Raw genomic sequence first — 26,134 nt, forward strand, 5'->3', positions numbered from 1 at the left:
CGTGTTCTCGGTGTTTTCGGCGGGGCCGCGCCAGACCGCGCTCGATCGCCTCTCGAAAGACGACGCCAACCCCAATTCCGTGTTCACCCGGACCTTCTCCAGGGAGCTGCTGCAGCCGGGCGAGAACCTCGTGCAGGTCGCGCAGCGCACGCGGCGGCTGGTGAGCGAGATGGCCGAGACCGTGAAGCACAAGCAGATCCCGGTCTATTTCGACCAGATGGTCGACGACGTCTTCCTCAATGGAATGTCGAAGGCACCGGCCGATGCGGCCAAGCCGCAGCAGCAGGAGGTGGCCGCGCTGCCGCCGGTATCGGTGCCGAGGGTGCCGAAGGAGGAGACGGTCAATGCGCCGATCGCGAGCTTCTCGCGGCACAATGGCGGCTGGACCGTGGTGTTCTCGATCGCTGACCCCGCACTCGGTATTTCATGGCGCATCGGTGATAGCGGCGATTTCCGCGAAACCGGCTTCATGGATACGCTCGATCCGCGCACCCGCAAGCGGATGCCAAATCCGTCGATCGAGCTGCCGAGCGACGCGCCGGCCGCGACGATCCAGCTTCGCTACGTCGATGCACAGGGCGAGATGCAGGGGCCGTTCCCGATCAAGTTCGACCCTGAAGCGGCGTTGATCCGGGACCAGCGCAAGATCCTCGACATGACCGCGACGAGCTGGCTGTCGTTTCGCGAGTTCAATGGCCTGCTGGTCTACTACACGCACTTGATGTCGTATCGCTGCGCGATCCGCGAGGTCCGCATCGGCATCGATACAGGGGTTCCGGACAAGGTGCTGAAGATGCCGGCCTGCGATCAGCGCGATCCGGTGGCCATTCCATCCAACGCCCAGACCTATCTGAAGCTCGCGCCGCAGACCAAGTCTGTTTCGGTGGAGCTGACCTATCGCGACGGCAGCGTGTCCGAGATCAAGACGTTCCGACGATAGTTTGCATCCTTCCTAACCGGTCGGCGTTACAATACAGGCAAAGGGGCCGGGGAGTGAGGGATGGCGTCATGGATGCTGGCAATCCGGGGCAGGCGAAGGCGCACACGATGAAAGTCCGCTGCTGCGTGGTCGGTGGCGGGCCGGCGGGCATGATGCTCGGGTATCTGCTCGGGCGTGCCGGGATCGACGTCGTGGTGCTGGAGAAGCACGCCGATTTCTTCCGCGACTTTCGCGGCGACACCGTGCATCCCTCGACCTTGCAGGTGATGGATGAGCTCGGGCTGATCGATGGCTTCCTGAAGCTGCCGCACCAGCAATTGCAAAAGCTCGAGGGCATGTTCGGCGGTACATCGGTGCGCATCGCGGACCTCAGCCGCCTCCACATCAAATACCCCTTCATCGCCCTCATGCCGCAATGGGACTTCCTGAATTTCCTGCGCGACAGCGGCAAGCGCTTTCCGTCGCTGCAGGTGCTGATGAGCACGGAGGCGACCGACCTGATCCGGCGCGGCGACACCATCACAGGCGTCCGCGCCAAGACACCCGATGGGACCATCGACATCGAGGCGGATCTGACGATCGCCTGCGACGGCCGCCATTCCACGGTGCGCGCGTGTGCCGGGTTCGAGGTCGAGGAAATCGGCGCGCCGATGGACGTGCTGTGGTTTCGCGTCGGGCGGCGGCCGGACGAGACCGAGAATCTGTTCGCGCGTGTCGAGCCCGGCAAGATGCTGGTGACGTTCGACCGTGGTGACTATTGGCAGTGCGCCTATGTGATCGCCAAGGGACAGTATGACGCCGTGAAGGCGAGGGGCTTGCCGGCACTGCTCGACGATGTCGTCCGGATCGCGCCGATCCTCAAATCGGGGATCGCCAAGGTGAAGAGCTTTGACGACGTCAAGCTGCTGACGGTGGCGATCAATCGCCTGACCCGCTGGACCCGCCCCGGCCTGCTGTGCATCGGCGATGCCGCGCATGCGATGTCGCCGGTCGGTGGCGTCGGCGTCAACCTCGCGGTACAGGACGCGGTCGCGACCGCCAATATCCTGGCGGCGAAGCTCGTGCAGGGCTGTCCATCGGAGGACGAACTCGATGCGGTCAGGCGGCGGCGCGAACTTCCCGTCCGCGTGACGCAGCGCATGCAGGTGGTCGCGCAGAACAACATCATCACCGTGGCGCTCAAGTCGGGCGATCAGCCGCTGAAAGTGCCGCTGGCGATGCGGCTGGTCACGGCGCTGCCCTGGCTGCAAGGGCTTCTGGCACGGCTCGTCGGTGTGGGCGTGCGGCCCGAGCACGTGCATTCACCGGCAAGGAGCTGAAAAATTCGAAAGCCCCGGCATGGTCCGGGGCTTTCGCTGTCGAACGCTCAGGTCATGATCGAATAGCCGCCGTCGACGGGAATGGCGGTACCGGTGACGAAGTCGGACGCCGGCGAGGCCAGGAACACGGCGATCCCGGCGAAATCGTCGATCGCGCCCCAGCGGGCCGCCGGCGTGCGTGCCAGCACGCGCTCGTGCAGACCGGCGACTTGCTGACGCGCGCCGCGCGTCAGGTCGGTATCGATCCAGCCGGGCAGGATGGCGTTGACCTGGATGTTGTCCGGCGCCCAGGCATTGGCGCAGGCGCGGGTGAACTGCACGATGCCGCCCTTGCTCGCGGCATAGGCCGGCGCGAAGCTCGCGCCGAAGATCGACATCATCGAGCCGATATTGATGACCTTGCCGCGGCCCGATGCCTTCAGCGCCGGGTAAGCGGCCTTCGAGCACACGAACGCACTGGTGAGGTTGGTGTCGATGACCTTGCTCCACTCCTCGAGCTCGAGCTCGTGAGGCGGCTTGCGGATGCTCATCCCGGCATTGTTGACGAGGATGTCGATCCGGCCGAGCTCCTTCACGACGCGCTCGACCATGCTGGCAACGGCGGATTTGTCGGTGACGTCGGTCGCTACCGCGATCGCCTTGGCGCCGCGCCGACTGAGCTCCTCGACAGCCGAACGTGATTTCGCCTCGTTGCGGCCGACGACGGCAATGGCTGCACCAGCGTCCGCGAGACCACGCGCCATGCCGAGGCCAATGCCGCCATTGCCCCCGGTGACGACAGCGACCTTGCCGGAGAGATCGAATAGTTCGTTCTTCATTGTTGTTGTCCGTCTTGCTTGAGAACTGGCGCGCAGAGTGCCCGATCATTGCCGGTTCGACCAGATCGGGCATCGGGCCATCGGTCCTGCGTCTGCGCCATATCCTGCCGGCTTGCTCTGGTTTCGAAACCAGGCGAGCGGATAACCAAGGGCATGCGGGCAACGAAAAAGGCCCCGGCAATGCCGGGGCCTTTGGTCTGCAATTTTGCAGAGATCAGTACTTGGCGACCACCGGGCCGCTCCAGTTGAAGCGGTAGACCAGCGACGTGCTGATGGTCTGCACGAGCGGCTTGAAGGTGATGTCGCGGCCGTTCGACAGGTTGGTACCGTCGGCCAGCTCGGAGATGTTCTTGCTGTCGTAGTAGGCAGCGCGATATTCGGTCTTCATGAACCAGCCCGGCGCGGTGATGCCGAAGATGTTCAGGTTGTTCTCGACGCCGCCGCCGACGAACCAGCCGCTGCGATCAAAGCCATCGGTGTGCAGGCCGGACGGAAGACCGCTGATCGTGCTGAGCAGCGTGGTGCCCTTCCAGTGCGAATTGGAATAGCCGGCGTTCACGTAGGAGAGGACGTTCGGAGCAACCAGGTAGCCGAGGCGGACGCCGGCGGCCCAGTTGTAGTCGTTCTTGATGTTGCCAGCGATGAACGGACCCTGATCCTGGATGGTGCCCTTCAGGCTGCCGAACTGGCCGTCAGCGAACACGCCGAAAACCCAGGACGGGTTGACCTGCCAGTCATAGCCGGCGCCCACCGTGCCGTACCAGCCGTCGCCACCCTGGCGCTGGTTGATGCCGAGGATGCTTGCGCCCGTGCCGGTCTGCGCGATACCGGTATCAGCGTCCCAGAGGCCGCCACCGCCGCCGCCGAAGATGTAGAAGCCGGTCCAGCTCGGCGCGACCGGGAGCGGGGCGGGAGCCTTGGTGTAGGGGCGGGCGGCAAGGTCAGCCGCCGACGCCGATGCCGTCATCGCAGCAACCGCGGTCAGAGCGAGCAGAATTTTCTTCATATCCAAATCCTCGGCTTTGCGTTCGGCAGGGAAGCGCTTTCGCGCCGATTCCCGAAACTCATGGAGGGACTATACGTGGTTGCGACAAAAATGCTGTTGCGGGTGGGACACAACCGGCCGAAAACGGAACGACGAGGCCTGTCCCGGACAGGCGAACGACAACGGCCGCCCCCGATCGGGGGCGGCCGGAAAGAGCCCTGAAATCAATAATTTGGGTTAGACGTCGAGCAAATCGTCGCTGGCGAATTCGGCCTTGTCGGAAATGAAGGCAAAGCGCGCTTCCGCCTTGGTGCCCATCAGCCGCTCGACCGAGTCGGCGGTGCCCTCGCGGTCGTCCGCCAGCAGCACCACCCGCAGCAGCGTCCGCTTGGACGGATCCATGGTGGTTTCCTTGAGCTGGGTCGGGTTCATTTCGCCGAGGCCTTTGAAGCGATTCACCTCGACCTTGGCGTTGGCATTGAACTCGCTCTTCAGGAGCTGGTCCTTGTGAACGTCGTCGCGAGCGTAGACCGACCTGGTGCCGTGCGTGAGCTTATAGAGCGGCGGCACAGCCAGATAGAGATGCCCCTCGTCGATCAGGCGTGGCATCTGCCGGTAGAAGAAGGTGATCAAGAGCGAGGCGATGTGGGCGCCGTCGACGTCGGCGTCGGTCATGATGACGATGCGCTGATAACGCAGGTCCTCTTCGCGGTAATGCGCGAGCGTGCCGCAGCCGATCGCCTGCACGAGATCGGAGAGCTGGGCATTGGCCATCAGCTTGTCCTTGCCGGCGGATGCGACGTTGAGAATCTTGCCGCGCAGCGGCAGCACGGCCTGGGTCTTGCGGTCGCGCGCCTGCTTGGCGCTGCCGCCGGCCGAGTCGCCTTCCACGATGAAGAGCTCCGAGCCTTCAGTGCCGGCGTCGGTGCAGTCGGCGAGCTTGCCGGGGAGGCGAAGCTTCTTGCCGGCGGTCTTGCGCGCGGTCTCCTTCTCCTGACGGCGGCGCAGCCGCTCCTCGGCGCGATCGATCACGAAATCCAGCAGCCTGTTGGCCTGGTTCGGATTGCCCGACAGCCAGTGGTCGAACGGATCCTTCATCGCCTGTTCGACGATGCGTTGGGCTTCGGCGGTTGCGAGGCGATCCTTGGTCTGGCCCTGGAATTCAGGCTCGCGCACGAACACCGAGAGCATCACCGCCGCGCCCACCATCACGTCTTCCGAGGTGACGGACGCCGCGCGCTTGCCCTGGCCGGCGCGCTCGGCGTGATCCTTCAGACCGCGCAGCAGCGCGCTGCGCAGGCCCGATTCATGCGTGCCGCCATCGGGCGTCGGCACCGTGTTGGTGTAGGACGACAGGAAGCCGTCGGCATCCGCGGTCCAGGCCACCGCCCATTCGCAGGCGCCGTGTGCGCCGCTGCGGCCGGACTTGCCGGAGAAGATATCCTGATGCACCAGCGTGTCGGCATGGATCGCCGCGGCCAGATAATCCTTCAAGCCGCCGGGAAAGTGGAACTTGGCTTCGGCCGGGACGTCCTCGACGCCCTTCAGCAACTCCTGGTCGCAGTGCCATCGAATCTCGACGCCGCCGAACAGATAGGCCTTCGAGCGTGTCATCTTGAACAGGCGTTGCGGTTTGAAGGCCGCCTTGGCGCCGAAGATGTCGGTATCAGGCTTGAAACGGATACGCGTGCCGCGGCGGTTGCTGATCTTGCCGAGGTCTTCAAGCTTGCCCTTGGGATGGCCGCGCTCGAAGGTCATGCGATGCAACTGCCCACTGCGCGCGACCTCCACCTCCAGCCGTGAGGAGAGGGCGTTGACCACGGAGACGCCGACGCCGTGCAGGCCGCCCGAGGTCTCGTAGACCTTGGAGTCGAACTTGCCGCCCGAGTGCAGCGTGCACATGATGACTTCGAGCGCCGACTTCTTCGGAAATTTCGGATGCGGATCGATCGGAATGCCGCGGCCGTTGTCGGTCACGGTTAGGAAGCCGTCGGCGGTCAGCTCCACCTCGATGAAGGTGGCGTGGCCGGCGAGCGCTTCGTCCATCGAGTTGTCGATCACCTCGGCGAACAGATGGTGTAGCGCCTTCTCGTCGGTGCCGCCGATATACATGCCGGGCCGCCGGCGGACCGGCTCCAGCCCCTCCAGGACCTCGATATCAGCCGCGGTATAGCCGGCCTCGGCGCCCCCTGCGGACTTGGCGGCGGCCTTCGACGGTGCTCGACCCTTCGGTTCCGGGGCGCCGAACAGGTCGTCGGCAGATTTCGCTTTTGCGTTCGATTTCAATGGCTTGGACATGTTTCTTCAGATAGCGCGCAAGGATCGGCGCGGCGAATCGGTTGTTCTAACTATGCCACGGATGGGCGGCTAAATGGGGACGGCCGCGCCCGGTCGCTCGGGGGCCGTCTCTATGAGAGATGGGAATTCGCGATTACGCCTGCGAGGTGCGGATTACAATGATCGCGAACAGGGCCATGGCCAGCGCGACCAGCAGCGACCCCACAATGGGGGCCGCCAGGAACGCATGTCCTTTCAGGACCACCAGCGCAATGCCGATCGGGAAGACGATAGCCCCGACGATATGCAGCCAGCCCTGGAGCTTTGCCAACAGCGTCGTCCCTGCCGCCGGAAACACCCGATAATAGAGGCCGAACAGGAACAGCAACACGCCGCCGACGAGATTGAGATGCGCATGCGCCGGCGCCAATGTGAAGTCCTGCTGGATGCCCATGGCGATGCCCGCGAGCATTCCGAACAGCAGCACGACCACGCTCACGCACATCATCAACGATCCGATCATCCAGTCAGTCCTTCGCTTCGTGAGAGGATGCGAGCCGGCCCGGTCGGCAGCAGCCAGTGAGAAATCACATTCGATCCGCGCCATTGTGACTTGATGTCACGTAACGGGGTGGCTTACCTCTTCTTAGGCTCGGAGCCGGTAGAAAGGTTCATTGAAGGCCGTCAACGAAGCGGGAAGGCATTCGACGAGATGGAAGATTTTGCGCGCGCCTTGGCCGAGTTCGTGCGCCATCACCAGGCCTGGGCCGCTCCGATCGTCCTGCTGTTGGCGTTCGGTGAATCGCTTGCCTTCATCTCGCTGCTGGTCCCCGCCTGGGGCGCGCTGGTTGCGATCGGCGCGCTGATCGGCGTCAGCGGAATCAGCTTCTGGCCGGTCTGGATCGCCGGCGGCATCGGAGCCGCGCTCGGTGACTGGGTCTCCTATTGGTTCGGCTATCGCTACAAGGAACACGTCGCGCAGATGTGGCCGCTCTCCCGCTATCCGGAGATCCTGCCGCGCGGCGAGGCGTTCGTGAAAACCTGGGGCGTGCCCAGCATCTTCATCGGTCGCTTCTTCGGTCCGCTGCGGGCTTCGGTGCCGCTCGCTGCCGGCATTTTCGAGATGGCGTACTGGCCGTTCCAGATCGCCAATTTCGTGTCCGCGCTGGTCTGGTCCGCGGCGCTGCTGCTGTTCGGCGACGTCATCGCAAAGGCCGTCGAATGGATGTGGCGGGCGGTGTGAGACCTTCGGAATAAGGTCGGTTGCGAGGGGTTAGCGCGGGAGACACGGGCAAGGTTTGTCTCGTCGTGCGGCCGGCCTCCGAGGAACGATTGCCGACCGCGGTCACTATCTCACTGGGAGGGAACATCACATGGAACTGACACGACGTCACGCTCTCGCCGGCGCTGTTGGGATTGCGGCCGCGCCGTTGTTGCCGGCTGTCCCGGCCGGCGCTGCGGCGCCGGTGGCCGACAAGCAGGCGCCGAGCTTCTACCGCTACAAGGTCGGCGACATCCTGGTCACAGTCGTTTCCGACGGCAAGAATGTCTTCAAGCTGGAGGATTCCTTCATCCCCAATGCGAAGCGCGAGGACGTGAGCGCGGCGCTGGAGAAGGCGTACATGCCGCCCGGCATGATGACGATCTACTTCGCGCCGCTGGTGCTCAACACCGGCGGCAAGGTTGTGGTGATCGACACCGGCAACGGCCCGGTGGCGAAGTCCAGCAGCAAGGGAACCAGCGGCCTGTTGGCTGACAACATGGCGGCCGCCGGTTTCGATCCGAAGACTGTCGATACGGTCGTGATCTCGCATTTTCACACCGACCATGTGAACGGCCTTTTGACGGCCGACGGTACCCCGGCGTTTCCAAATGCCGAGGTGCTGGTGCCCGCCACCGAATGGAAGTTCTGGATGGACGACGGCGAGATGAGCCGTGCCCCAGCCGGCCGCATGCAAGGCCTGTTCAAGAACAACCGCAATGTCTTCGAGGCCGGCCTGAAGAAGAAGGTCACGCCGTATGAGTGGGGCAAGGAGATCGTGCCGGGCCTGACGGCGGTGGAGACGATCGGCCACACGCCGGGCCACACCTCCTATGTGCTGGCCTCCGGCTCGGGCAAGGTCTTCATCCAGTCCGACGTCACCAACAACCCGAATCCGTTCGCAACCCATCCCGGCTGGCACGCCTTCTTCGACCAGGACGGCGACGTGGCCGAAAAGACCCGGCGCCGCATCTACGACATGGTGGTTGCGGAACGGCTGCGGGTGCAGGGCTTCCACTATCCGTTCCCGGGACTTGGCCATGTCGAGAAGGACGGCGATGGCTACCGGGTCATCCCGGCGCCGTGGAATCCGGTGATCTAACCTGTCATTCCCCGGTGCGCAATTGCGCATCTGAGGGCGATGCGCCAGCATCGAACCCGGAATCTCGCGCCACAACCTCTGGGTTCGCGCGCAAGACGCGCCCCGGAATGACGAAACCAACCTTGACGCGACATGGGCGCGGCTCTATAGCGACGCCCATGATCAACGCCGCGACCATCATCATCGCTCGCCGCCGCCGTACCTCTGCGGTACAGGCGATCGTTCGCGTTTAGATCATCGCCTCTGCCGCCGGATCTCCTCCCGCGGCGCTCTCCTTACAAAAGACACGCGGTACGATCTGGCGGCTCCTACGTCATGCAGGAGTTACGACCATGTATACGCCACCGGTATTCAAGCCCGACCGCGCCGCAAGCCTCGCCTTTGCGGACGCGCGCGGTTTCGGCATCGCCTGCGCGTGGGACGGCGCAAAGCCGATCGCCTCCGCGCTGCCGTTCTATCTGACCTACGCCGATGACGGCACGCCGCGGGCGATGTTTCATGTCGCCCGTCACAATCCCTTGGTAAGGCTGGCAGGCGGCACGTCCTGGCTGCTGGCCATCACCGGCGCTGACGCCTATGTATCGGCCGGCTGGTACGTGTCACCGGATCAGGTGCCGACCTGGCTCTATCAGGCCGTACATCTGACCGGACCCGTGCGGGTATTGTCGGATCAGGAACTGGCGGTTCAGATCGAAACGCTGAGCGCCAAGTTCGAGGATCGGCTGTTGCCGAAGAAGCCGTGGACGGTCGGCAAGATGACGGCCGCGCGGCTGGATGCGATGAAAAAGGCGATCGTGGGCTTCGAGATGACGGTGGAAGAGGTGGAGGGCAGCTTCAAGCTGAACCAGCACAAATCCGAGACCGATTATGCGGCGGTCGCGGGTGCGCTGTCCGCCCAACCCGAAGCCGGCACGCAGGAAATCGCGCAACTGATGCGGCAGGCTCGGCCTGATGTCTTTGCAAGTGAAACGAACGAACTCGAAGGGAGCGTGCCATGAGCCTCACCGACACCGATAAGCCGACGACCGCTAACGCTGCTGCCAAGCCCACCGTGTTCGTCGATGGTGCGTCGGGCACGACCGGCCTCGGCATCCAGGAGCGGCTCAACGCGCTGGGTGAAGTGGCCGTGAAGCACATCGCCGAGGACAAGCGGAAGGATGCGGGCGTCAAACGCGCGCTGATGGAGGAGGTCGACCTCGTCATCCTGTGCCTGCCTGACGATGCCGCGAAGGAGACCGTTGCGCTGATCGACACGATGGGCAACGCGGCTCCCAAGGTCCTCGATGCGTCGACGGCCTACCGGGTCGCGCCGGACTGGGCCTACGGCTTCCCGGAACTCGCACCCGACCAGGCCGACAAGATCCGGATCGCGCCGAAGGTGTCCAATCCCGGCTGCTATCCGACCGGTGCGATCGCGCTGCTGCGGCCGGTCGTCGATGCCGGCCTGTTGCCGCCGGATTATCCGGTCACGATCAACGCGGTGAGCGGCTATTCGGGCGGTGGCAAGTCGATGATCGCAAGCTTCGACGACGGCACCGCGCCGGCCTTCGAACTCTATGGCCTCGGCTTCGAGCACAAGCACGTGCCGGAGATGCAGCTCTATTCGCACCTGACGCGGCGGCCGATCTTCATCCCGTCGGTCGGCAACTACCGGCAGGGCATGCTGGTCTCGGTGCCGCTGCAACTCGACGCGTTGCCGGGCAAGCCGACCGGGGCGGATCTTCAAGCAGCGTTGGCGAAGCGCTATGCCGGCAGCAGGTATGTCACGGCGATGCCGCTGCAGAACGAAGCCACCAAGGGGGGCCGGCTTGAGCCGGAGGCGCTGAACGAGACCAACCAGCTCGAGCTCTATGTCTTTGCCAGCGACAAGCACCGCCAGGCGGTGATGGTCGCGCGGCTCGATAATCTGGGCAAGGGCGCCTCGGGCGCGGCCGTCCAGAACATGCGGCTGATGCTTGGATTGACCGATCTCTGACGACCGGCTGCATCGTGGACGACGACACGCTGCAATTCTACCGGCGCAATGCCGAAGCCTATGCCGGGTGGGCGAAAGCGCCGTCCACCCGGCTCAAGGGCTTTCTCGCCCTCGTGCCGCCGGGCGGAGCGATCCTCGAACTCGGTTGTGGCGCCGGCAATCATGCGGCCGTCATGCTCGCCGAGGGCTTCTCGTTGCGTGCGACCGACGGCTCGCCCGAGATGGCCGACATCGCGGCGCGCCGTCTCGGCCATCCCGTGGAAGCGATGCTGTTCGAGGAGCTCGACGAACGTGAAACCTATGACGGCGTTTGGGCGAGCGCCTGTCTACTGCATGTTCCGCGCGACGAACTGGCCGGCATTCTCGCCCGGATCCACCGCGCCCTGAAACCCGCAGGGATCTTCTACGCAAGCTACAAGATCGGGCACGACGACGGCCGCGACAGCATCGGTCGCTACTACAATTATCCCTCGCCCGAATGGCTGCAGGCGACCTACGCATCGGCTGGGCCGTGGGCGCAATTCTCGTCCGACACCAGCGAGATCAAGAGCTTCGATGAAGCGCCGGCGACGATGCTGCATGTCGTCGTTCGGAAGGGCGCTACCTAGCTCCCGCGGGCGCGGGTACGCCGCGCCCGGCGGAGAATTTGCTGATCAGACGATCTTGAAGATCGCGAGTGCCAGCACGACCTGGGCCAGGAAACCCACTGTGAATGCCAGCGTGCGGAACACCGGCAGGCCGAGCGTGTACACGATCAGATGCGCAACGCGAGCCCAGAAATAGACGGCGCAGGCGAACACGGTCCATTTGGTCGAATAGTCGGCCGCGTTGAGGATCAGCACCAGCGGCGCGAAGATCACGAGGTTCTCGACCGCGTTGTCGTGGGCGAACATCAGCCGGTTCGCCCATTCGGCATGTGGCTTGTCGCCGCGCGAGGGATTGGCCATGGCGCCGGAGAGACCGCGGACCTGGCAGCGGTTGATGACGTACGGGATCCAGAGCAGTCCGGTCAGGATCACCGTCAGCGCCAGCCAGAACAGTTCACGAGTCATCGTCTCCCCCTCAACTGAGTTCGATTCCCGACCGCCGGGATGATCTGTTTATAGCTGAGAGGGAGGCCCTGCGCTACGCGCGGACGCGGACATAGCTGCCCGGAGCATCCTCGAGCGGCGTCATCTCCGGTGAGCCCACCGTGCGTGCCGCCACTTTCTCGGCGTCGAGGTTCTCCAGCCATTCGCGCCAGTCGGGCCACCACGAGCCCTTGTGCTCCTCGGCGTTCTTCAGCCAGTCGGCGAGCTTGACGTCCTTGATGTTGTCGTTGGTCCAATACTGGTACTTCTTCGCGCCCGGTGGATTGACCACGCCGGCAATATGGCCCGAGCCGGAGAGGACATATTTCACCGGGCCGCCGAAGAACTGCGAGCCGTACAGCACCGATTCCGCCGGCGCGATGTGGTCCTCGCGCGCAGCGAGGTTGTAGACCGGGACCTTCACCTTCGACAGGTCCAGGAGCGTGTTGTCGAGCACCATGGTGCCGGCCGACAAGCGGTTCTCCAGGTAACAGTTGCGCAGGTAATAGGAGTGGTTCGACGCCGGCATCCGGGTCGCGTCGGAATTCCAGTGCAGCAGGTCGAACGAGGAGGGCGGCTGGCCCTTCAGATAGTTGTTCACGACATAAGACCAGATCAAATCGTTCGAGCGCAGCATGTTGAAGGCCATCGCCATCTTGCTGCCCTCGAGCACGCCGGATTCCTGCATGTCGCGTTCCAGCGCCGAAATCTGGTCCTCGTCGACGAACACGAGCAGATCGCCGGCCTGGGTGAAGTCGACCTGCGCCGCAAAAAACGTCGCCGAGGTCACGCGCTGGCGCCGCTTCTCGGCGAGGTAGGCGAGCGTCGAGGCGAGCAGGGTGCCGCCGACGCAATAGCCCGCCGTGTGCACCTTCATCTCGCCGGTGACCTTCTCGATCACGTCCATCGCCGTGAGCGGGCCCTCGGTCATGTAGTCGGCCCAGGTCTTCTTGCCGAGCTCCTTGTCAGGATTGACCCAGGAGATCACGAACACGGTGATGCCCTGGTCGACGCACCATTTGATGTAGGATTTTTCGGGCCGCAGATCGAGGATGTAGAACTTGTTGATCCAGGGCGGCACGATCAGCAGCGGCGTGCGCAGCACGTTCTCCGTTGCCGGCGAATACTGGATCAGCTGCATCAGCTCGTTCTGGTAGATCACCTTGCCCGGCGTCGTCGCCATGTTGACGCCGACCTCGAGGTTGGTCGAGTCGGACTGGCGGATGCGCAGCGTGCCGTGGCCGGCCTCGATATCCTCGGCCAGCATCTTCATGCCGCGCACCAGATTGTCGCCGTTGGACTCGACGGTGGTGCGCAGCACTTCCGGATTGGTCAGGACGAAATTCGACGGCGCGAGCGCGTTGGAAATCTGCTGGACGTAGAACTCGGCCTTCTTGCGGGTGTGCGGATCGATTCCCTCGGCGTCCCGGACCAGCTCCTGCGCCCATTTGGACGTCAGCAGATAGAGCTGAAGAATGAAGTCGAAGAACTGGTTCGACTTCCATTGGGGATCCTGGAAGCGCTTGTCGCGCGGTGCCGGCTCGATCGGCGGCTTGACGTCCGCCTCGCCGGCCATGCGGCGCACCGCCGTGCCCCAGAGATCGAGATAGTCCTTGCCGAGCCTCATCTGCAGGCCCGAAGCCCGCTCCTTGTCGGACAGCCAGTATTCGGCAATTACACTGAAGGTCTTGATGACCTCGCCGAACTCATTCGGGGGCTTGTCACGGACTTCGCCGGTCTGCCGCGGCTTGAGATAGGCGGCAAGCGCCTGACCGCTGCTCTCCATCGCCCGCGCGATGTTCATGGCGAAGGCTTCGGCGTTGAATTTGGGGGCGGCTTGGGTGTCGATACTGACGTTGCTCATCTGACGGACACTATCGCTTCGTTTCATGGGCGTCATCGCGCGGTGCGGCAATGATAATCAGGCAAAATCCAATGTTTCGTGCTGTTGCACTGCGACAAAAAATCTTTGTTCTGACATATTGAAGCCTCACGGGGTCGCTTTGTTGTTCACGCCTTAATCGTTTCGGGCGACAATGGTTTGAACGGCTAAAGCCAAAATTAACGCAGCGGGGATGCTGCAAGGCTCGTACCAGTGCGACCCGTGTCGGCGACGTGCGACCTGCGCGCCAGCTTGTTGGGGACTTTTCGGCGCATGCCGATCGATCGGATGATGAGGGGGCTCGCGGCTGCAGTGCTGCTCGCGTCGACGGCGGTGCTTAGCGGCTGTTCGAGCACCGTTGCGGATATGCCGGGGATCGGAGTGCCGGCCGACGCGCCGGCGCGGCCAAAGGACGCTAACGGCTACCTCCCGGTCCACGACCTTCCGCCCGATCGCAGCGAGGAGACGATGAAGCCGGCGGATCAGGCCAAGCTCGAGGCGGAGTTGATCGCCGCACGCAACCGCCAGGCCTCCGAGGCCGCCCAGAACAACGGGACCACGTCGAGCAATGCAGCCGGGAAGTGAGTGCGCGAAAAGGCCGATCTGCGCTGGCGCTGCCGGGTGTCCGTGCTAAAAGAACTTCAATTCAACCGCATATCCGGTCGCTGACCCCAGATCTGTGCGCCTGAATTCGCTCTAAGTGATTGATTCAGTGCGATTTCTGGACGGAGCCGAATCCGGCTCGGCAATGTGCCAAGGTGGTCGATTCTGGCATGCCGGTTGTCGGAGCAAGGGTCCCATGGAAGATTTTTACCGCATACGCCGTCTGCCGCCTTACGTGTTTGAGAAGGTCAACCAGGCCAAGGCGGCCGCGCGCAACGCCGGGGCCGATATCATCGACATGGGCATGGGGAACCCGGACCTGCCGACCCCGCCGCATGTGATCGAGAAGCTCAAGGAAACCCTCGGCAAGCCGCGGACGGACCGCTATTCGGCCTCGCGCGGTATCAACGGCCTGCGCAAGGCCCAGGCCGCCTATTACGCGCGTCGCTTCGGCGTGAAGCTCAATCCGGACACCCAGGTCGTGGCGACCCTCGGCTCGAAGGAAGGCTTCGCCAACGTGGCCCAGGCGATTACCGCGCCCGGCGACGTCGTGCTGTGCCCCAATCCGAGCTACCCGATCCATGCCTTCGGCTTCCTGATGGCTGGCGGCGTGATCCGCTCCGTGCCGTCGGAGCCGACGCCGCAATTCTTCGAGGCCGTCGAGCGGGCCATTATCCATTCGATCCCGAAGCCGATCGCGCTGATCGTCTGCTATCCGTCGAACCCGACCGCCTATGTCGCAGACCTCGACTTCTACAAGGACCTCGTCGCATTCGCGAAGAAGCACGACATCTACATCCTGTCGGATCTCGCCTACGCCGAGGTCTATTTCGACGAGAGCAATCCGCCGCCGTCGGTGCTGCAGGTGCCCGGCGCGATCGACGTCACCGTCGAATTCACCTCGATGTCGAAGACGTTCTCGATGGCCGGCTGGCGCATGGGCTTTGCGGTCGGCAATGAGCGCATCATCGCTGCGCTGGCGCGGGTGAAGTCTTATCTCGATTACGGCGCCTTCACGCCGATCCAGGTCGCGGCGACCGCAGCCCTCAACGGCCCTGACGATTGCATCCGCGAGATGCGGGACACCTATCGCAAGCGCCGCGATGCACTGGTTGAGTCATTTGGCCGCGCGGGGTGGGACATTCCGCCGCCGCAAGCCTCGATGTTCGCCTGGGCACCGCTGCCGAAGGCGTTCGAGGCGGTCGGCAGCATGCAGTTCGCGACCCTGATGGTGGAGAAGTCCGGCGTCGTGGTGTCGCCCGGCGTCGCCTTCGGCGAGCACGGCGAAGGCTATGTCCGCATCGCGATGGTGGAGAACGAGCAGCGGATCCGGCAGGCCGCGCGCGGCGTGCGCCGCTTCCTTGAAAGCGGCATAGAAACGTTGCACAACGTGGTTCCTCTCGCCAATCGACGCTAATCCTTCCAGGTTCCTTACTCACATGGTCGCACCCCTTAAAGTGGGCATAGCGGGGCTCGGCACCGTCGGTGCCGATGTCGTCCGCCTGATCGAAGCGCAGGGCCGCGTGCTGTCCGAACGCAGCGGCCGCGGTGTGCGCATCGTCGCCGTCACCGCGCGCTCGAAAGCCAAGAAGCGCGGCATTGATCTGCGCGGCATCGAATGGGTGAAGAGCCCGCAGGCGCTGGCCGAGGATCCCAAGATCGACTGCTTCGTCGAGTTGATGGGCGGGGCCGGCGATCCCGCATTCTCCGCGATCGAGACGGCGCTGAATGCGGGCAAGTCCGTCGTCACCGCCAATAAGGCGCTGATTGCCAAGCATGGCTTGCGTCTCGCCGCCGCCGCCGAGAAGCACGGCGGCGCGTTGAATTTCGAGGCGGCGGTCGGCGCCGCGATCCCCGTCATCAAGACGCTGCGCGAGGGGCTTGCCGGCACCGGCGTCAATCGCGTCTACGGCATCCTCAACGGCACCTGCAATTACATCCTGACGCGGATGGAGCAGGAGGGGCTGTCGTTTGCCGAGTGCCTGAAGGACGCGCAGCGGCTCGGCTATGCCGAGGCCGACCCGTCGTTCGACGTCGACGGCCATGACACTGCGCAGAAGCTGGCGATCCTGGCGAGCCTCGCCTTCGGAACCAAGGTCGCGCAGAGCGCGGTCTATGTCGAAGGCATCTCCTCGATCACGCCCGAGGACCTGCGCGCGGCGGAAGAGCTCGGCTATCGCGTCAAACTGCTCGGTGTCGCGGTGCGCACCGCCAAGGGCATCGAGCAGCGCGTGCATCCGACCATGGTGCCGAAATCCTCGTCGATCGCCCAGGTGATGGGCGTCACCAATGCGGTGACGATCGACGGCGAGGGAATTCCGCCGATCACCCTGGTCGGCCCCGGTGCGGGCGGCGCGGCAACGGCGTCCGCCGTGGTCGCCGACATCGCCGACGTCGCACGCGGCATCCGGGCCAAGCCGTTCGGCCGTCCGGTGGAACGGTTGCGTGACACCACCAAGGCGCCAATGGAACGTCATGAAGGCGGCTATTATATCCGCCTGATGGCGCGCGATCTGGCAGGCACTGCCGCAACAATCGCCACCCGGCTCGCGGAACAGAAGATATCACTGGAATCCATCGTGCAGCGGCATCCCGATGGCGTTGATATGAATGGTGCGGCCAAAAAACCTTCACCAGTCCCGGTCATTCTGATTACCTATGCGACCAGTGAAGATGCGGTGCATCGCGCTTTGGCCGCAGTGCAGCGCGATAAGGTCATCAGCGGCCGGCCGCAGGTGATCCGGATCGAGAAAAACTAGCGCGCGACTTGAACGGGTCGGGCGCAAGATGATTGATGCGGGCAGCGTGGCCCGTGAGGCTTTAAGGAGTACGCCGATGTCGACCCATATTTCCGTTCCGCCGCAGATGTTGCTTGAGCGCATCCTGACGCTCGAACTGGTGCGGGTGACGGAGCGTGCGGCAGTCTCGGCCGCGCGGCTGCGCGGCCACGGCCAGGAGAAGGCCGCCGACAAGGCTGCGGTCGACGCCATGCGGCGCGAGCTCAACAAGCTGCCGATCGAAGGCACGGTCGTGATCGGCGAGGGCGAGCGCGACGAGGCGCCGATGCTGTTCATCGGCGAGAAGGTCGGGCTCAATGCCGGCCCCAAGGTCGACATTGCCGTCGACCCGCTCGAGGGCACCACGCTGTGCGCCAAGAACATGCCCGGCTCGATCGCCACCATGGCGATGGCCGACGGCGGCACGCTGCTGCACGCGCCCGACGTGTACATGCAGAAGATCGCGATCGGCCCGGGTTTCGCGAAGAACGTGATCGAGCTCGACGCGCCGCCGGCCGATAACGTCCGCCGCCTCGCCAAGGCCAAGGGTGTCGATCCCTCGGCCATCAACGTGCTGGTGCTCGATCGTCCGCGCCATGCCGACATCATCAACAGCGTCCGTTCAACCGGTGCTGCCGTGCAACTGATCACCGACGGCGACGTCGCCGGCGTCATTCACTGTGCCAAGCCCGATGAGACCGGCGTCGACATGTATATCGGCACCGGCGGCGCGCCCGAGGGCGTGCTGGCGGCGGTGGCGCTGCGCTGCATCGGCGGCCAGATGCAGTGTCGCCTGATCCTCGACAGCGAGGAGAAGCGCGAGCGCGCGCACAAGATGGGCGTCACCGATCCGAAGATGATCTACGGCATCGAGGACATGGCCAAGGGCGACTGCCTGTTCGCCGCAACCGGCGTCACCACCGGTTCGCTCCTGACCGGCGTGAAGTTCAAGAAGGACGTGATCGAGACCGAGACGGTCGTGATGCGCTCTGTTACCGGCACCGTGCGCTACATCAAGGCTGAGCACCGCCAGTTCGACAAGTTCCACCTCGACTGATCCGAACGAAGCCACCACCGTCGTCATTCCTGGGATGGTGCGTTAGCACCAGACCACAGATGCGCAAGGCGCATCGGGGAATCTCGAGGTTCTCAGGCGCGCAAATGCGCGCCAAGGTTCGATGCGTTGCATCGCCCCGGAACGACGGGTGAAAAGAACAACAACAAGGGAGACGAACATGTCTGATATTTCCGCGGTCAAGGCGCTGGTGTTCGACGTGTTCGGAACGGTGGTCGACTGGCGCACCAGCCTGATCAACGATTTCACCAAATGGTCGGAGACGCGGGGCATCAAGGCCGACTGGACCGCGCTGGTCGACGGCTGGCGCGCGGTCTATTCCGCCTCGATGGACGAGGTGCGCAAGAACCCGCAGAATGGCTATGTCATCCTCGACGCGCTGCATCGCCGTTCGCTGGAGAAGCTGGTCGCGCAGCTCGAGATCAAGGGCCTGACCGACGCCGACCTGCACCATCTGACGCTGGGCTGGCATCGCCTGCATCCATGGGCCGACAGCGTCGCCGGGCTGACGCGTCTGAAGGCCAAATACATCATCTCGCCGCTCTCGAACGGCAACGTCGCGCTGCTCACCAACATGGCGAAGTTCGCAGGCCTCCCCTGGGACCTGATCATGTCGGCCGAGCTGTTCGAGCACTACAAGCCCGATCCGGAAACCTATCTCGGCGCGGCGAAGCTGCTTTGCCTGCCGCCGGAGCAGGTGATGATGGTGGCCGCGCACAATTACGATCTCAAGAACGCCCAGAAGCACGGTCTGAAGACGGCGTTCGTGGCCCGACCGACCGAGTACGGCCCGCTGCAGAAATACGATTTCGAGGCCACCGGCGAGTGGGACATCGTAGCCAAGGATTTCGGGGAAATCGCCAGCCGGATGGGCTGCTAGAACTGGTCTGCGATTCATTGAAGGGCTACGATTCCTGCCCGGCGCGTCTGTTCTGATTGCATCAGAGCCGACGCTCGTGGGTTCTTATCTTGACGCGTTTTCTTCACGCGAACCGGTGTCCACTTCGCTCGAAAACGCTCTGGCTGGGAAGGGATCATGACGCTTCACGCATCCGTTCTGCCCGTCGAGACGCCGCCGGCGTTCCTCGGCGTGACGCGATCGCTGACCGGAAAATTCTGGCGCGACCGGCTGGATGCGCGCGGGGCGGCGCGGGCGCTCGCGATCGTCCAGCGTTACAATCTTCCCGAAATGCTGGCGCGCGTCCTGGCGGGACGCGACGTCGAGATCGATGCGGTCCCCGACTTCCTCGATCCGACGATCCGCAAGCTGATGCCCGATCCTCATACCGTGACCGACATGGAGGCGGCCGCCAAACGCATTGCCGATGCTGCGACGCGCGGCGAGAAGGTCGCGATCTTCGGCGACTATGATGTCGACGGCGCGACCTCGGCGGCACTGCTCACCTGGCATTTGCGTCACTGCGGGCTCGATCCCCTGATCCACATTCCTGATCGCATCTTCGAGGGCTATGGGCCGAACGTCGACGCCGTCCGCGCGCTCGCGGCCAAGGGCGCGACGCTGCTCGTCACCGTCGATTGCGGCACCACCAGCATCGAGCCTTTGGCCGAAGCGAAGAAGCTCGGCATGTCGGTCGTCGTGATCGATCACCATCAGACCGGCGACGGGTTGCCTGAGGTCGATGCGCTGGTGAACCCGAACCGGCCCGACGATCTCTCGGGGCTCGGCCATCTCGCCGCCGTTGGTCTTGTACTGGTCACTCTCGTTGCGGTGAATCGTGAGCTGCGCCAGCGCGGCTTCTGGACCCGCGAGATGCCGGAGCCCGATCTGCTCGGCATGCTGCATCACGTCGCCCTCGGCACCGTCGCCGACGTCGCGCCGCTGACCGGGCTCAACCGCGCCTTCGTGGCCAAGGGCCTGATCGCGATGCGTCGTCGCGATCATGTCGGGCACACCGCGCTGATGGATGTGTCGCGGCTGAACGGACCGCCGGAAGCCTGGCATCTCGGCTTCATGCTGGGACCGCGCATCAATGCCGGCGGCCGTATCGGACGTGCCGATCTCGGCGTCCGCTTGTTGCTCGAAGGCGACGTGTCGGAGGCCGCACGCATCGCCGCCGAGCTCGACCGTCTCAACACGGAGCGGCGCGTGATCGAGCAGGCGGCCGAATCGCAAGCCGAAGCCGAGGCGTTGGCCTCGCTCGGTCTCGAGGACAAGGGCGCTGTCATCGTCACCGCGGCGGAAGGCTGGCACCCCGGCGTGGTCGGGCTGGTGGCGGCGCGGTTGAAGGAGAAGTTTGCGCGCCCCGCCTTCGCGATCGCGCTCGAGCCGGGCGGCATCGGCACCGGATCCGGCCGCTCGATCGGCGGCGTCGATCTCGGCAAGGCGGTGCGGCAGGCCGTGCATGACGGCCTCCTGATGAAGGGCGGCGGCCACGCGATGGCCGCGGGCGTGACGCTGCGCAAGGAGAAGCTCGCCGAATTTCGCGCCTATCTGGAGAGCGCGCTTGCCGCCGATGTTGCCAACTCGCGCCATGAGAACGAGATCTTCGTCGACGGCGCGGTGACCGCACGCGCCGTGACGTCTGAGTTTGCCGCGACGCTCAACCGCGCCGGTCCGTTCGGCAGCGCCAATCCGGAGCCCGTGATCGCGCTGCCGTCGCACCAGCTCGTCTACGCCGACGAGGTCGGTCAGGCGCATTTGCGGCTGCGCTTCAAGTCGGGCGATGGCTCGATCGTCAACGGTATCGCATTCCGCGCAGTTGGACAGAAGCTCGGCAGCGCCTTGACGCAAAATCGCGGCCAGCAATTGCACGTGGCGGGCTCTCTTGCGGTCGACCGTTGGCAAGGCACTGAACGTGTGCAATTCCGTGTGCTCGACGTCGCGGTGCCGGATCAGGGCCCGGCGGTGATCAGATAAGAAACGTTGGGAGTGGATATGTCTGGACAGGTTCAAGGCAAGGTCGCGCTGGTGACCGGCGGCGCATCGGGCATCGGCGCGGCGATTGTGGAATTGCTAGCGCAGGAGGGCGCGACCGTCGTCGCGACCGATATTGACGAGCTGAACGGGCCCGAGCTTGCTGCGCGCCACAAGAAGGCCGGCCGCAACGTGACCTTCCTGCAGCAGGACGTCACCAGCGAGGAGCGCTGGATCGAGGTCGTGGAAGAGGTCGGCAAGCGCTACGGCCGGCTCGACGTGATGGTGTCCAATGCGGGGATCGGCATCGGCGTGCCGTCGATCGTCCAGATGACGTTGCAGGACTGGCGCCGGCAGACCGCGATCAATCTCGACGGCGTCTTCCTGTCGGTGAAGCATTCCTTGCCGCTGATGCGCAAGCACGGCGGCGGCTCGATCATCATGATGTCGTCGCTCGCCGGACTGCGCGGTGCGGCGAACCTCGCCGGCTACTGCGCGACCAAGGGAGGCGTGCGGCTGTTCGCCAAGGCGATTGCGATGGAGTGCGCGCAGGTTGGCGACGGCATCCGAGTCAATTCCGTGCATCCCGGCATCATCGACACGCCGATCTGGGGCAAGATCCCGACCGGAGCGAGCGGCGCCGGCCAGAATGCGCCGATCGATCCGGAGGAGCGTGCCAGATTTGCGGCGCCGCTCGGCCGTGCCGGACAGGCGATCGAGATCGCGCAAGGCGTGCTGTATCTGGCCTCGGATGCGTCGCGCTATGTGACCGGGACTGAGCTCGTCATCGACGGCGGCATGTTCGCCGGCGGCGTGGTGCGGCAGCAATAGGTCCCTGTCGTTGCGAGCGGAGTCCTGGCGCATCGGTGTCGGTGCTGATCGAGCGCGGAGCTCTCTCCGATTGTCGTCCCTGCTTTCGCAGGGACGACCTCGGAGTTGGTTTTGCAGTCCGCAGCCAAACAGCGCGGTGTCATCACCCGCGCATGCGCATGCGGGTGATCCAGTATTCCAGAGGCAGCGGTGCTTGAGCCGAGAGGCCGCGGCGTATTGGATCGCCCGGTCCTAGTGCGCAATTGCGCACAAGGCCGGGCGATGACAGAAGTGGGTGGGGACACAGCTTGGCATTCCCGCCCCGTCGTGACCGTTTGTCGCAACGGGCGTCAGCCTTGCCGTAGCCGCGCCAGCACCTTCAGCCCGCCATAGCCGTCGGCGGGCTGCAGACCCATCTTGATCTGATAGTCCTTGATGGCCTTCATGGTGTCGTTGCCGACGCGGCCGTCGGTGCCGCCGGTGTCGAAGCCGGCCTTGGTCAGGCGCGTCTGCATCTCCTGCACTTCGGCCAGCGTCATTACGCGCTCCGAGCCCGGGAACGGCTGGATGAAGGGCGGCCCGCCGAGGCAGCGATCGCCGAGGTGGCAGATCGCCAGCGCATAGTTCATCGACGGGTTGTAGCTCTTCACCGAATTGAAGTTTGGCCCGAGCAGGAAGGCGGGGCCGCCCTGAACCGGGATCCAGAGCTGCGCCGAGGCATTCGGCTGCGGGAACGGATGGCCGTCGGCTCTGACGACGCCGGCGCTCGCCCAGGCCGCATAGCTGCGGCTGCCGCTCGCGCTGCCGCGGGGCGCGCGCACCTCGTAGCCCCAGTGCTCGCCGCGGCGCCACTTGCCGCGATTGACCAGGTATTTCGCGGTCGAGCCCAGCGCATCGTCGGGCCGGCCGAACGGCGAGACCTTGCCGTCGCCATCATAATCGAACCCGACATTGAGCCAGACTTCCGGCATCCACTGAGAATGGCCCATCGCGCCGGCCCAGGAGCCGCGCATTTCCTCCGGCGTGCTCCAGCCGCGTTGCACGATCTTCATCGCGTTGATCAGTTCGGTCTCCCAATAGGCCTTGCGACGCGGCTCGTTCCAGGCAAGTGCGGCGAGCGAGGGAAACACCGGCGTCATGTGGTTCTGCTGCACCAGCGGATCGCCATAGGCCGACTCCACGCCCCACAGCGCGAGCAGCGTGCCACGCTCGACGCCGAAGTCGCGCTCGATCCGGGCGAACAGCGCTTCGTTTTTCCGAAGTGCCTCTCGGCCGTGGATGACGCGCCAGTCGGAGACGCGCCGGTTGATGTACTGCCAGATCTGCTCGTGGAATTCGGGCTGATTGCGCATCTGCCTGAACACGCTCATGTCGGGCTCGACGCGCGCCATGCAGCGGTTCCAGGTCGCGTCCGAGATGCCTTTCGCCAGTGCGCGGCTGCGAAAATTGTCGCGCCACTGGTCGAAGCCGGGAGGGGCAGCCGCCAACGCGCAAAGCGGATTGGCGAGCATCGCGCCCGCCGNCCGCAAGCCCTGCCTTCAGAACGGCACGGCGGGCAGGGGAGTTCGGAGAATCAGGCTGTTTCATCGGGCCAGTCTAGCGGCGGGGCCGGGATGGACCAAAATTCACGAAGCCGCGGGGTTATTCATTTGAGCATGATCTCATCGGAAAACCGGTACCCACTTTTCCGGATCATGCTCTAGCTATCCTGCAAATCTGTGGCGATTTTTGACAGCCAGCGCCGGACCACGCGTTCCGCCTGGGACGAGAGGCCGGCGGACAGCCGCCGCTCCAGCGCCTGGGCGTGGCGGCGGCATTGCGCGAGCAGGCTGGTTCCACGGCGTGTCAGCGTCCACTGCAGCACCCGGCCGTGGACGGGGTGCGGTGACTTGCGGATCGCGCCGTCGCGCTCGAGGTTGCGGACGATGACGTTGACCGTCTGCGGCGTCAGGATCGCAACCCGCGCCAGGTCCGCGCCGGACAGGCCCGGATAGGCCTTCAGCATGGTGAGGACGACGAACTGCGGCGTGGTGACGCCGAGGCGGCCGAGCGCGCGTTCCATCGACAGCCGCGACGCCGCCTGGGCCTGGCGGAGCAGATAGCCGAGATAGCCCTGCTCGCCGCGTTTGCCCTGGCCGGGCGGCGGGGGGACGGCGAGGGCGGGATCGCCTACAGGCGCCTTTCGGCCGGCTTCCGGCTTTTTCTTGACCCGGCCCGCCGCGGGCCGTTTTCCGGAGGCGTTGGATTTTCCGCGTTTTCGCATCGTGGCCATGCCGCCCGATCTTGCCTTCGTCGATCGCCGAGTCTTGCTCATCGTATCAGTGCTCTTATAAGATATCAGTAGTCTGATAACACGAGGCCAAGCCGATGTCACATGCCCGCAAGGAATACACCGATTTTGAGAAGCTCGCGCCCGATGTGTTCGCCGTCGTGCGTTCGCTCGGGCAGTTTGCGGCGAAGGCCGGCCTCGACAAGCAGCTGATCGAGCTCATCAAGATTCGCGCCTCGCAGATCAACGGCTGCGCGTTTTGCGTGCAGTATCACATCCTGCAGAGCGAGAACCTGGGCATTCCCGTCGACAAGCTGAACCTCGTCGCGGTGTGGCGCGAGGCGCCGCAATTCTCGGCGCGCGAGCGCGCGGCGCTGGCCTGGACCGAAGCTTTGACGATGCTGCCGGACGGCGTCAGCGACGAGGTCTATGCACAGGCGACCGCGGAGTTCTCCGAACAGGAGCTGACCTATCTCACCTCGGCGATTGCATCGATCAATGTCTGGAACCGGTTCGGCGCGGCCTATCGCTGGACGCCGCCGGCGCGCAAGCAAACCGCCAACGCGGCCGCCTCGTAAGACCGTTCGCTGAGACACAGATTGCAAGACAACAGAACAGGGAGAAGAACCAATGAGCACCATGGCTGCAACACTGTCTCTTCCATTCGCCCGGCTGCCGCGGCCGGTTTCGCTGGCCGTGGTCGCGGGACTGGCCTGCGCGTTCGCGATCGGCAAGGCGTTGCCGAGCCCGATCGATGCAATTTCCTCTGTTGTCGCGCCGCTGTGCGCGAGCGCGAACGCGGCTTCCCCACTCGACAAGGTCGAGGTCATCAGTTCGCATGCGTTGCCGAACGTGCCTGGCAAGCGCGTCACTGTCGTACGCGTGTTCTACGGTCCCGGTGGATTTACCCCGCCGCATCGCCACGCCGGCTCGGTGACGGCCTACATCACCAAGGGTGAAATCCGCTCCCAACTCGGCGGCGGGCCGGTTGAGACCTTCAAGGTCGGCCAGTCCTTCTTCGAGCCTCCGGGCTCCACCCACGTCGTCTCGGCCAATGCGAGCGCCACGGAGCCGGCGGAATTGATCGCCGTCTTCGTCGCAGACGAGGGCGCACAATTGACGACGATGCTCGAATAGGGAGCGCGGCGAGCAGCATTGCTGGGAACTGGATGGAGCCGCCATGCTTCCTGGCATGGCGGATGCTGTTCACGCGGCACAGGTTTGGCTCCGCACGCGACTGCGCCGCCGTGCGGCCTCACGGCCCACAACGCTGCGACGAGACATGATCTGAGATTCAGATCGCAGCCATCGTGGATAACCATGATTCATTTGCTCAGCGGTATGCTTATATCGCGCCAGTCGAAAAGAGCGTTACGGCTCGCAGCCAGGGGCAGACGCCAATAGCGGCCGAGGGCGCGTGGCTTCTTTCGAACCATCAGAATTGATCGAGACGAGTTCGCTCTACTTTCTTCCACCGCGGTATGAGCAGGGGCAACTGCGCGCCGACAGTTGTGCTGAAGCCGAGTTCTCGGCAGATCGAGCGAGGAGCCACCAACATGCCGTTTCTGCGTTTTGATTTGATCGAGGGACGGAGCGATGCCGAAATCCAACGGCTGTTGGACGTCACTCACGACGTGCTGGTCGAGATACTCCGCGTGCCGCAGCGCGACCGTTATCAGGTCGTGCATGTCCATCCGCGATCTCGCGTCGTCGCGCTCGATACCGGCCTCGGTATCGCCCGGACCGACAATCTGGTGATGCTGCAACTGACGAGCCGTCCGCGCGACAAGGCCTTGAAGCTCGATTTCTATAGGGTTCTTGCCGAAAGATTGTCGTCCGCCTGCGGGATCGGGCCGAGTGACCTCGTCATCAATTTCGTCATCAATGACGATGAGGATTGGTCTTTCGGCATGGGACGCGCCCAGTTCATGACCGGCGAGCTGACCTAGATCCGGCTTCAGCCGCTGTTTGTTGGCGGCAAGCGTGATAGCGGTCGCTGGTCCATCTCGAAGCCAAGATCGATCGCGACTGGATCATCTCTTATCCAGTCAGCCGGTATATGGTCGGGCTTCCTATGTCGGGGTGCCCGATCAAGC

General features: G+C 64.3%; 23 protein-coding genes and 2 pseudogenes. 17 read left to right on the top strand and 8 right to left on the bottom strand.

The genetic code is table 11. From position 1 onward, the window contains the following. Both AS156_RS44675 and AS156_RS20545 read left to right on the top strand, forming a co-directional pair. Positions 1–940, top strand: a pseudogene (locus AS156_RS44675) (caspase family protein); the annotation flags it as partial. A 68-nt stretch (positions 941–1,008) separates the two neighbouring features. Then, positions 1,009–2,259 carry an FAD-dependent oxidoreductase gene (locus tag AS156_RS20545; RefSeq protein ID WP_082747656.1) on the top strand — a complete coding sequence of 417 codons (1,251 nt, stop codon included), beginning with the start codon at positions 1,009–1,011 and terminating at the stop codon, positions 2,257–2,259. 47 nt (positions 2,260–2,306) lie between these two features. Here AS156_RS20545 and AS156_RS20550 read toward each other — a convergent pair whose 3' ends face one another. The 4 genes from AS156_RS20550 to AS156_RS20565 all read right to left on the bottom strand — a co-directional run bounded on the left by AS156_RS20550 (position 2,307) and on the right by AS156_RS20565 (position 6,862). After that, positions 2,307–3,077: an SDR family NAD(P)-dependent oxidoreductase gene (locus tag AS156_RS20550; RefSeq protein WP_066508045.1), complete on the bottom strand. Its 771-nt coding sequence runs from the start codon at positions 3,075–3,077 to the stop codon at positions 2,307–2,309. A 214-nt stretch (positions 3,078–3,291) separates the two neighbouring features. Continuing rightward, positions 3,292–4,083 (bottom strand): outer membrane protein, encoded by a 792-nt coding sequence (locus AS156_RS20555; RefSeq protein ID WP_066508048.1) that lies wholly within the window; start codon positions 4,081–4,083, stop codon positions 3,292–3,294. Positions 4,084–4,299: 216 nt separating this feature from the next. After that, the gene (parE, locus tag AS156_RS20560; protein WP_066508050.1) at positions 4,300–6,360 is read right to left on the bottom strand and encodes a DNA topoisomerase IV subunit B; all 2,061 of its coding nucleotides are present in this window, start codon (positions 6,358–6,360) and stop codon (positions 4,300–4,302) included. Positions 6,361–6,493: 133 nt separating this feature from the next. Continuing rightward, the gene (locus AS156_RS20565; RefSeq protein ID WP_066508338.1) at positions 6,494–6,862 is read right to left on the bottom strand and encodes a hypothetical protein; all 369 of its coding nucleotides are present in this window, start codon (positions 6,860–6,862) and stop codon (positions 6,494–6,496) included. Between the two features lie 189 nt (positions 6,863–7,051). Here AS156_RS20565 and AS156_RS20570 point away from each other — a divergent pair, with 189 nt between their 5' ends. The 5 genes from AS156_RS20570 to AS156_RS20595 all read left to right on the top strand — a co-directional run bounded on the left by AS156_RS20570 (position 7,052) and on the right by AS156_RS20595 (position 11,285). Further along, positions 7,052–7,582, top strand: coding sequence for a DedA family protein (locus AS156_RS20570; RefSeq protein ID WP_066508053.1), 531 nt, complete (start codon positions 7,052–7,054; stop codon positions 7,580–7,582). Between the two features lie 130 nt (positions 7,583–7,712). Then, positions 7,713–8,702 carry an MBL fold metallo-hydrolase gene (locus tag AS156_RS20575; protein WP_066508055.1) on the top strand — a complete coding sequence of 330 codons (990 nt, stop codon included), beginning with the start codon at positions 7,713–7,715 and terminating at the stop codon, positions 8,700–8,702. A 332-nt stretch (positions 8,703–9,034) separates the two neighbouring features. Next, positions 9,035–9,700 carry an FMN-binding negative transcriptional regulator gene (locus AS156_RS20585; RefSeq protein ID WP_066508061.1) on the top strand — a complete coding sequence of 222 codons (666 nt, stop codon included), beginning with the start codon at positions 9,035–9,037 and terminating at the stop codon, positions 9,698–9,700. Then, positions 9,697–10,677 carry an N-acetyl-gamma-glutamyl-phosphate reductase gene (gene argC / locus AS156_RS20590; protein WP_066508062.1) on the top strand — a complete coding sequence of 327 codons (981 nt, stop codon included), beginning with the start codon at positions 9,697–9,699 and terminating at the stop codon, positions 10,675–10,677. The genes AS156_RS20585 and argC overlap by 4 nt, the downstream gene beginning before the upstream one ends. Before the next feature lie 14 nt (positions 10,678–10,691). Beyond that, positions 10,692–11,285 (top strand): class I SAM-dependent methyltransferase, encoded by a 594-nt coding sequence (locus tag AS156_RS20595; protein WP_066508067.1) that lies wholly within the window; start codon positions 10,692–10,694, stop codon positions 11,283–11,285. Between the two features lie 45 nt (positions 11,286–11,330). Here the strand turns inward: AS156_RS20595 and AS156_RS20600 are convergent, their stop codons facing one another. Together AS156_RS20600 and AS156_RS20605 are read right to left on the bottom strand one after the other, a co-directional pair. Next, entirely contained in the window at positions 11,331–11,729 is a 399-nt protein-coding gene (locus tag AS156_RS20600) for an MAPEG family protein (protein ID WP_066508069.1), read from the bottom strand. A 73-nt stretch (positions 11,730–11,802) separates the two neighbouring features. Then, positions 11,803–13,611, bottom strand: a complete 1,809-nt coding sequence (locus AS156_RS20605) for a PHA/PHB synthase family protein (RefSeq protein ID WP_066508070.1) — start codon at positions 13,609–13,611, stop codon at positions 11,803–11,805. 291 nt (positions 13,612–13,902) lie between these two features. On the opposite strand from AS156_RS20605, the gene AS156_RS20610 reads away from it, so the two are divergent. The 7 genes from AS156_RS20610 (at position 13,903) to AS156_RS20640 (ending at position 21,790) form a co-directional block, all read left to right on the top strand. Next, on the top strand, positions 13,903–14,214 hold the full coding sequence (locus AS156_RS20610) for a hypothetical protein (RefSeq protein WP_066508072.1): 312 nt from the start codon (positions 13,903–13,905) through the stop codon (positions 14,212–14,214). Between the two features lie 214 nt (positions 14,215–14,428). Then, positions 14,429–15,649 (top strand): LL-diaminopimelate aminotransferase, encoded by a 1,221-nt coding sequence (locus AS156_RS20615; protein ID WP_066508073.1) that lies wholly within the window; start codon positions 14,429–14,431, stop codon positions 15,647–15,649. Positions 15,650–15,671: 22 nt separating this feature from the next. Next, positions 15,672–16,991 carry a homoserine dehydrogenase gene (locus tag AS156_RS20620; protein ID WP_066508075.1) on the top strand — a complete coding sequence of 440 codons (1,320 nt, stop codon included), beginning with the start codon at positions 15,672–15,674 and terminating at the stop codon, positions 16,989–16,991. A gap of 76 nt (positions 16,992–17,067) precedes the next feature. Beyond that, positions 17,068–18,066, top strand: a complete 999-nt coding sequence (gene glpX, locus AS156_RS20625; protein WP_066508076.1) for a class II fructose-bisphosphatase — start codon at positions 17,068–17,070, stop codon at positions 18,064–18,066. A 178-nt stretch (positions 18,067–18,244) separates the two neighbouring features. Continuing rightward, entirely contained in the window at positions 18,245–18,964 is a 720-nt protein-coding gene (locus AS156_RS20630) for a haloacid dehalogenase type II (RefSeq protein ID WP_066508077.1), read from the top strand. Between the two features lie 156 nt (positions 18,965–19,120). Beyond that, a complete protein-coding gene (gene recJ / locus AS156_RS20635) occupies positions 19,121–20,962 on the top strand; it encodes a single-stranded-DNA-specific exonuclease RecJ (protein WP_066508079.1) in 1,842 nt (613 codons plus the stop codon). An 18-nt stretch (positions 20,963–20,980) separates the two neighbouring features. Then, the gene (locus tag AS156_RS20640; RefSeq protein ID WP_066508081.1) at positions 20,981–21,790 is read left to right on the top strand and encodes a glucose 1-dehydrogenase; all 810 of its coding nucleotides are present in this window, start codon (positions 20,981–20,983) and stop codon (positions 21,788–21,790) included. Between the two features lie 329 nt (positions 21,791–22,119). Here the strand turns inward: AS156_RS20640 and AS156_RS20645 are convergent. Together AS156_RS20645 and AS156_RS20650 are read right to left on the bottom strand one after the other, a co-directional pair. Continuing rightward, a pseudogene (locus AS156_RS20645) lies at positions 22,120–23,291 on the bottom strand (lytic murein transglycosylase); the annotation flags it as partial. A 177-nt stretch (positions 23,292–23,468) separates the two neighbouring features. Beyond that, positions 23,469–24,041, bottom strand: coding sequence for a MarR family winged helix-turn-helix transcriptional regulator (locus tag AS156_RS20650; protein ID WP_066508082.1), 573 nt, complete (start codon positions 24,039–24,041; stop codon positions 23,469–23,471). Between the two features lie 95 nt (positions 24,042–24,136). Here AS156_RS20650 and AS156_RS20655 point away from each other — a divergent pair, with 95 nt between their 5' ends. The 3 genes from AS156_RS20655 to AS156_RS20665 all read left to right on the top strand — a co-directional run bounded on the left by AS156_RS20655 (position 24,137) and on the right by AS156_RS20665 (position 25,987). Beyond that, positions 24,137–24,616 (top strand): carboxymuconolactone decarboxylase family protein, encoded by a 480-nt coding sequence (locus AS156_RS20655; RefSeq protein ID WP_066508083.1) that lies wholly within the window; start codon positions 24,137–24,139, stop codon positions 24,614–24,616. 52 nt (positions 24,617–24,668) lie between these two features. Then, on the top strand, positions 24,669–25,175 hold the full coding sequence (locus AS156_RS20660; RefSeq protein ID WP_066508084.1) for a cupin domain-containing protein: 507 nt from the start codon (positions 24,669–24,671) through the stop codon (positions 25,173–25,175). 419 nt (positions 25,176–25,594) lie between these two features. Continuing rightward, a complete protein-coding gene (locus tag AS156_RS20665) occupies positions 25,595–25,987 on the top strand; it encodes a tautomerase family protein (RefSeq protein ID WP_066508088.1) in 393 nt (130 codons plus the stop codon). Positions 25,988–26,134 lie beyond the last annotated feature (147 nt).

The organism is Bradyrhizobium macuxiense, from assembly GCF_001542415.1.
Lineage (GTDB): Bacteria > Pseudomonadota > Alphaproteobacteria > Rhizobiales > Xanthobacteraceae > Bradyrhizobium > Bradyrhizobium macuxiense.

Coding starts and splice junctions, on each gene's coding strand:
- AS156_RS20660 (WP_066508084.1), top strand. CDS start 24,669: ATGAGCACCATGGCTGCAACACTGTCTCTTCCATTCGCCCGGCTGCCG.
- AS156_RS20655 (WP_066508083.1), top strand. CDS start 24,137: ATGTCACATGCCCGCAAGGAATACACCGATTTTGAGAAGCTCGCGCCC.
- AS156_RS20640 (WP_066508081.1), top strand. CDS start 20,981: ATGTCTGGACAGGTTCAAGGCAAGGTCGCGCTGGTGACCGGCGGCGCA.
- AS156_RS20570 (WP_066508053.1), top strand. CDS start 7,052: ATGGAAGATTTTGCGCGCGCCTTGGCCGAGTTCGTGCGCCATCACCAG.
- AS156_RS20615 (WP_066508073.1), top strand. CDS start 14,429: ATGGAAGATTTTTACCGCATACGCCGTCTGCCGCCTTACGTGTTTGAG.
- AS156_RS20565 (WP_066508338.1), bottom strand. CDS start 6,862: ATGATCGGATCGTTGATGATGTGCGTGAGCGTGGTCGTGCTGCTGTTC.
- AS156_RS20545 (WP_082747656.1), top strand. CDS start 1,009: ATGGATGCTGGCAATCCGGGGCAGGCGAAGGCGCACACGATGAAAGTC.
- glpX (WP_066508076.1), top strand. CDS start 17,068: ATGTCGACCCATATTTCCGTTCCGCCGCAGATGTTGCTTGAGCGCATC.
- AS156_RS20620 (WP_066508075.1), top strand. CDS start 15,672: ATGGTCGCACCCCTTAAAGTGGGCATAGCGGGGCTCGGCACCGTCGGT.
- AS156_RS20665 (WP_066508088.1), top strand. CDS start 25,595: ATGCCGTTTCTGCGTTTTGATTTGATCGAGGGACGGAGCGATGCCGAA.
- argC (WP_066508062.1), top strand. CDS start 9,697: ATGAGCCTCACCGACACCGATAAGCCGACGACCGCTAACGCTGCTGCC.
- AS156_RS20610 (WP_066508072.1), top strand. CDS start 13,903: ATGCCGATCGATCGGATGATGAGGGGGCTCGCGGCTGCAGTGCTGCTC.
- AS156_RS20555 (WP_066508048.1), bottom strand. CDS start 4,083: ATGAAGAAAATTCTGCTCGCTCTGACCGCGGTTGCTGCGATGACGGCA.
- recJ (WP_066508079.1), top strand. CDS start 19,121: ATGACGCTTCACGCATCCGTTCTGCCCGTCGAGACGCCGCCGGCGTTC.
- AS156_RS20650 (WP_066508082.1), bottom strand. CDS start 24,041: ATGGCCACGATGCGAAAACGCGGAAAATCCAACGCCTCCGGAAAACGG.
- AS156_RS20630 (WP_066508077.1), top strand. CDS start 18,245: ATGTCTGATATTTCCGCGGTCAAGGCGCTGGTGTTCGACGTGTTCGGA.
- AS156_RS20600 (WP_066508069.1), bottom strand. CDS start 11,729: ATGACTCGTGAACTGTTCTGGCTGGCGCTGACGGTGATCCTGACCGGA.
- AS156_RS20575 (WP_066508055.1), top strand. CDS start 7,713: ATGGAACTGACACGACGTCACGCTCTCGCCGGCGCTGTTGGGATTGCG.
- parE (WP_066508050.1), bottom strand. CDS start 6,360: ATGTCCAAGCCATTGAAATCGAACGCAAAAGCGAAATCTGCCGACGAC.
- AS156_RS20605 (WP_066508070.1), bottom strand. CDS start 13,611: ATGAGCAACGTCAGTATCGACACCCAAGCCGCCCCCAAATTCAACGCC.
- AS156_RS20585 (WP_066508061.1), top strand. CDS start 9,035: ATGTATACGCCACCGGTATTCAAGCCCGACCGCGCCGCAAGCCTCGCC.
- AS156_RS20550 (WP_066508045.1), bottom strand. CDS start 3,077: ATGAAGAACGAACTATTCGATCTCTCCGGCAAGGTCGCTGTCGTCACC.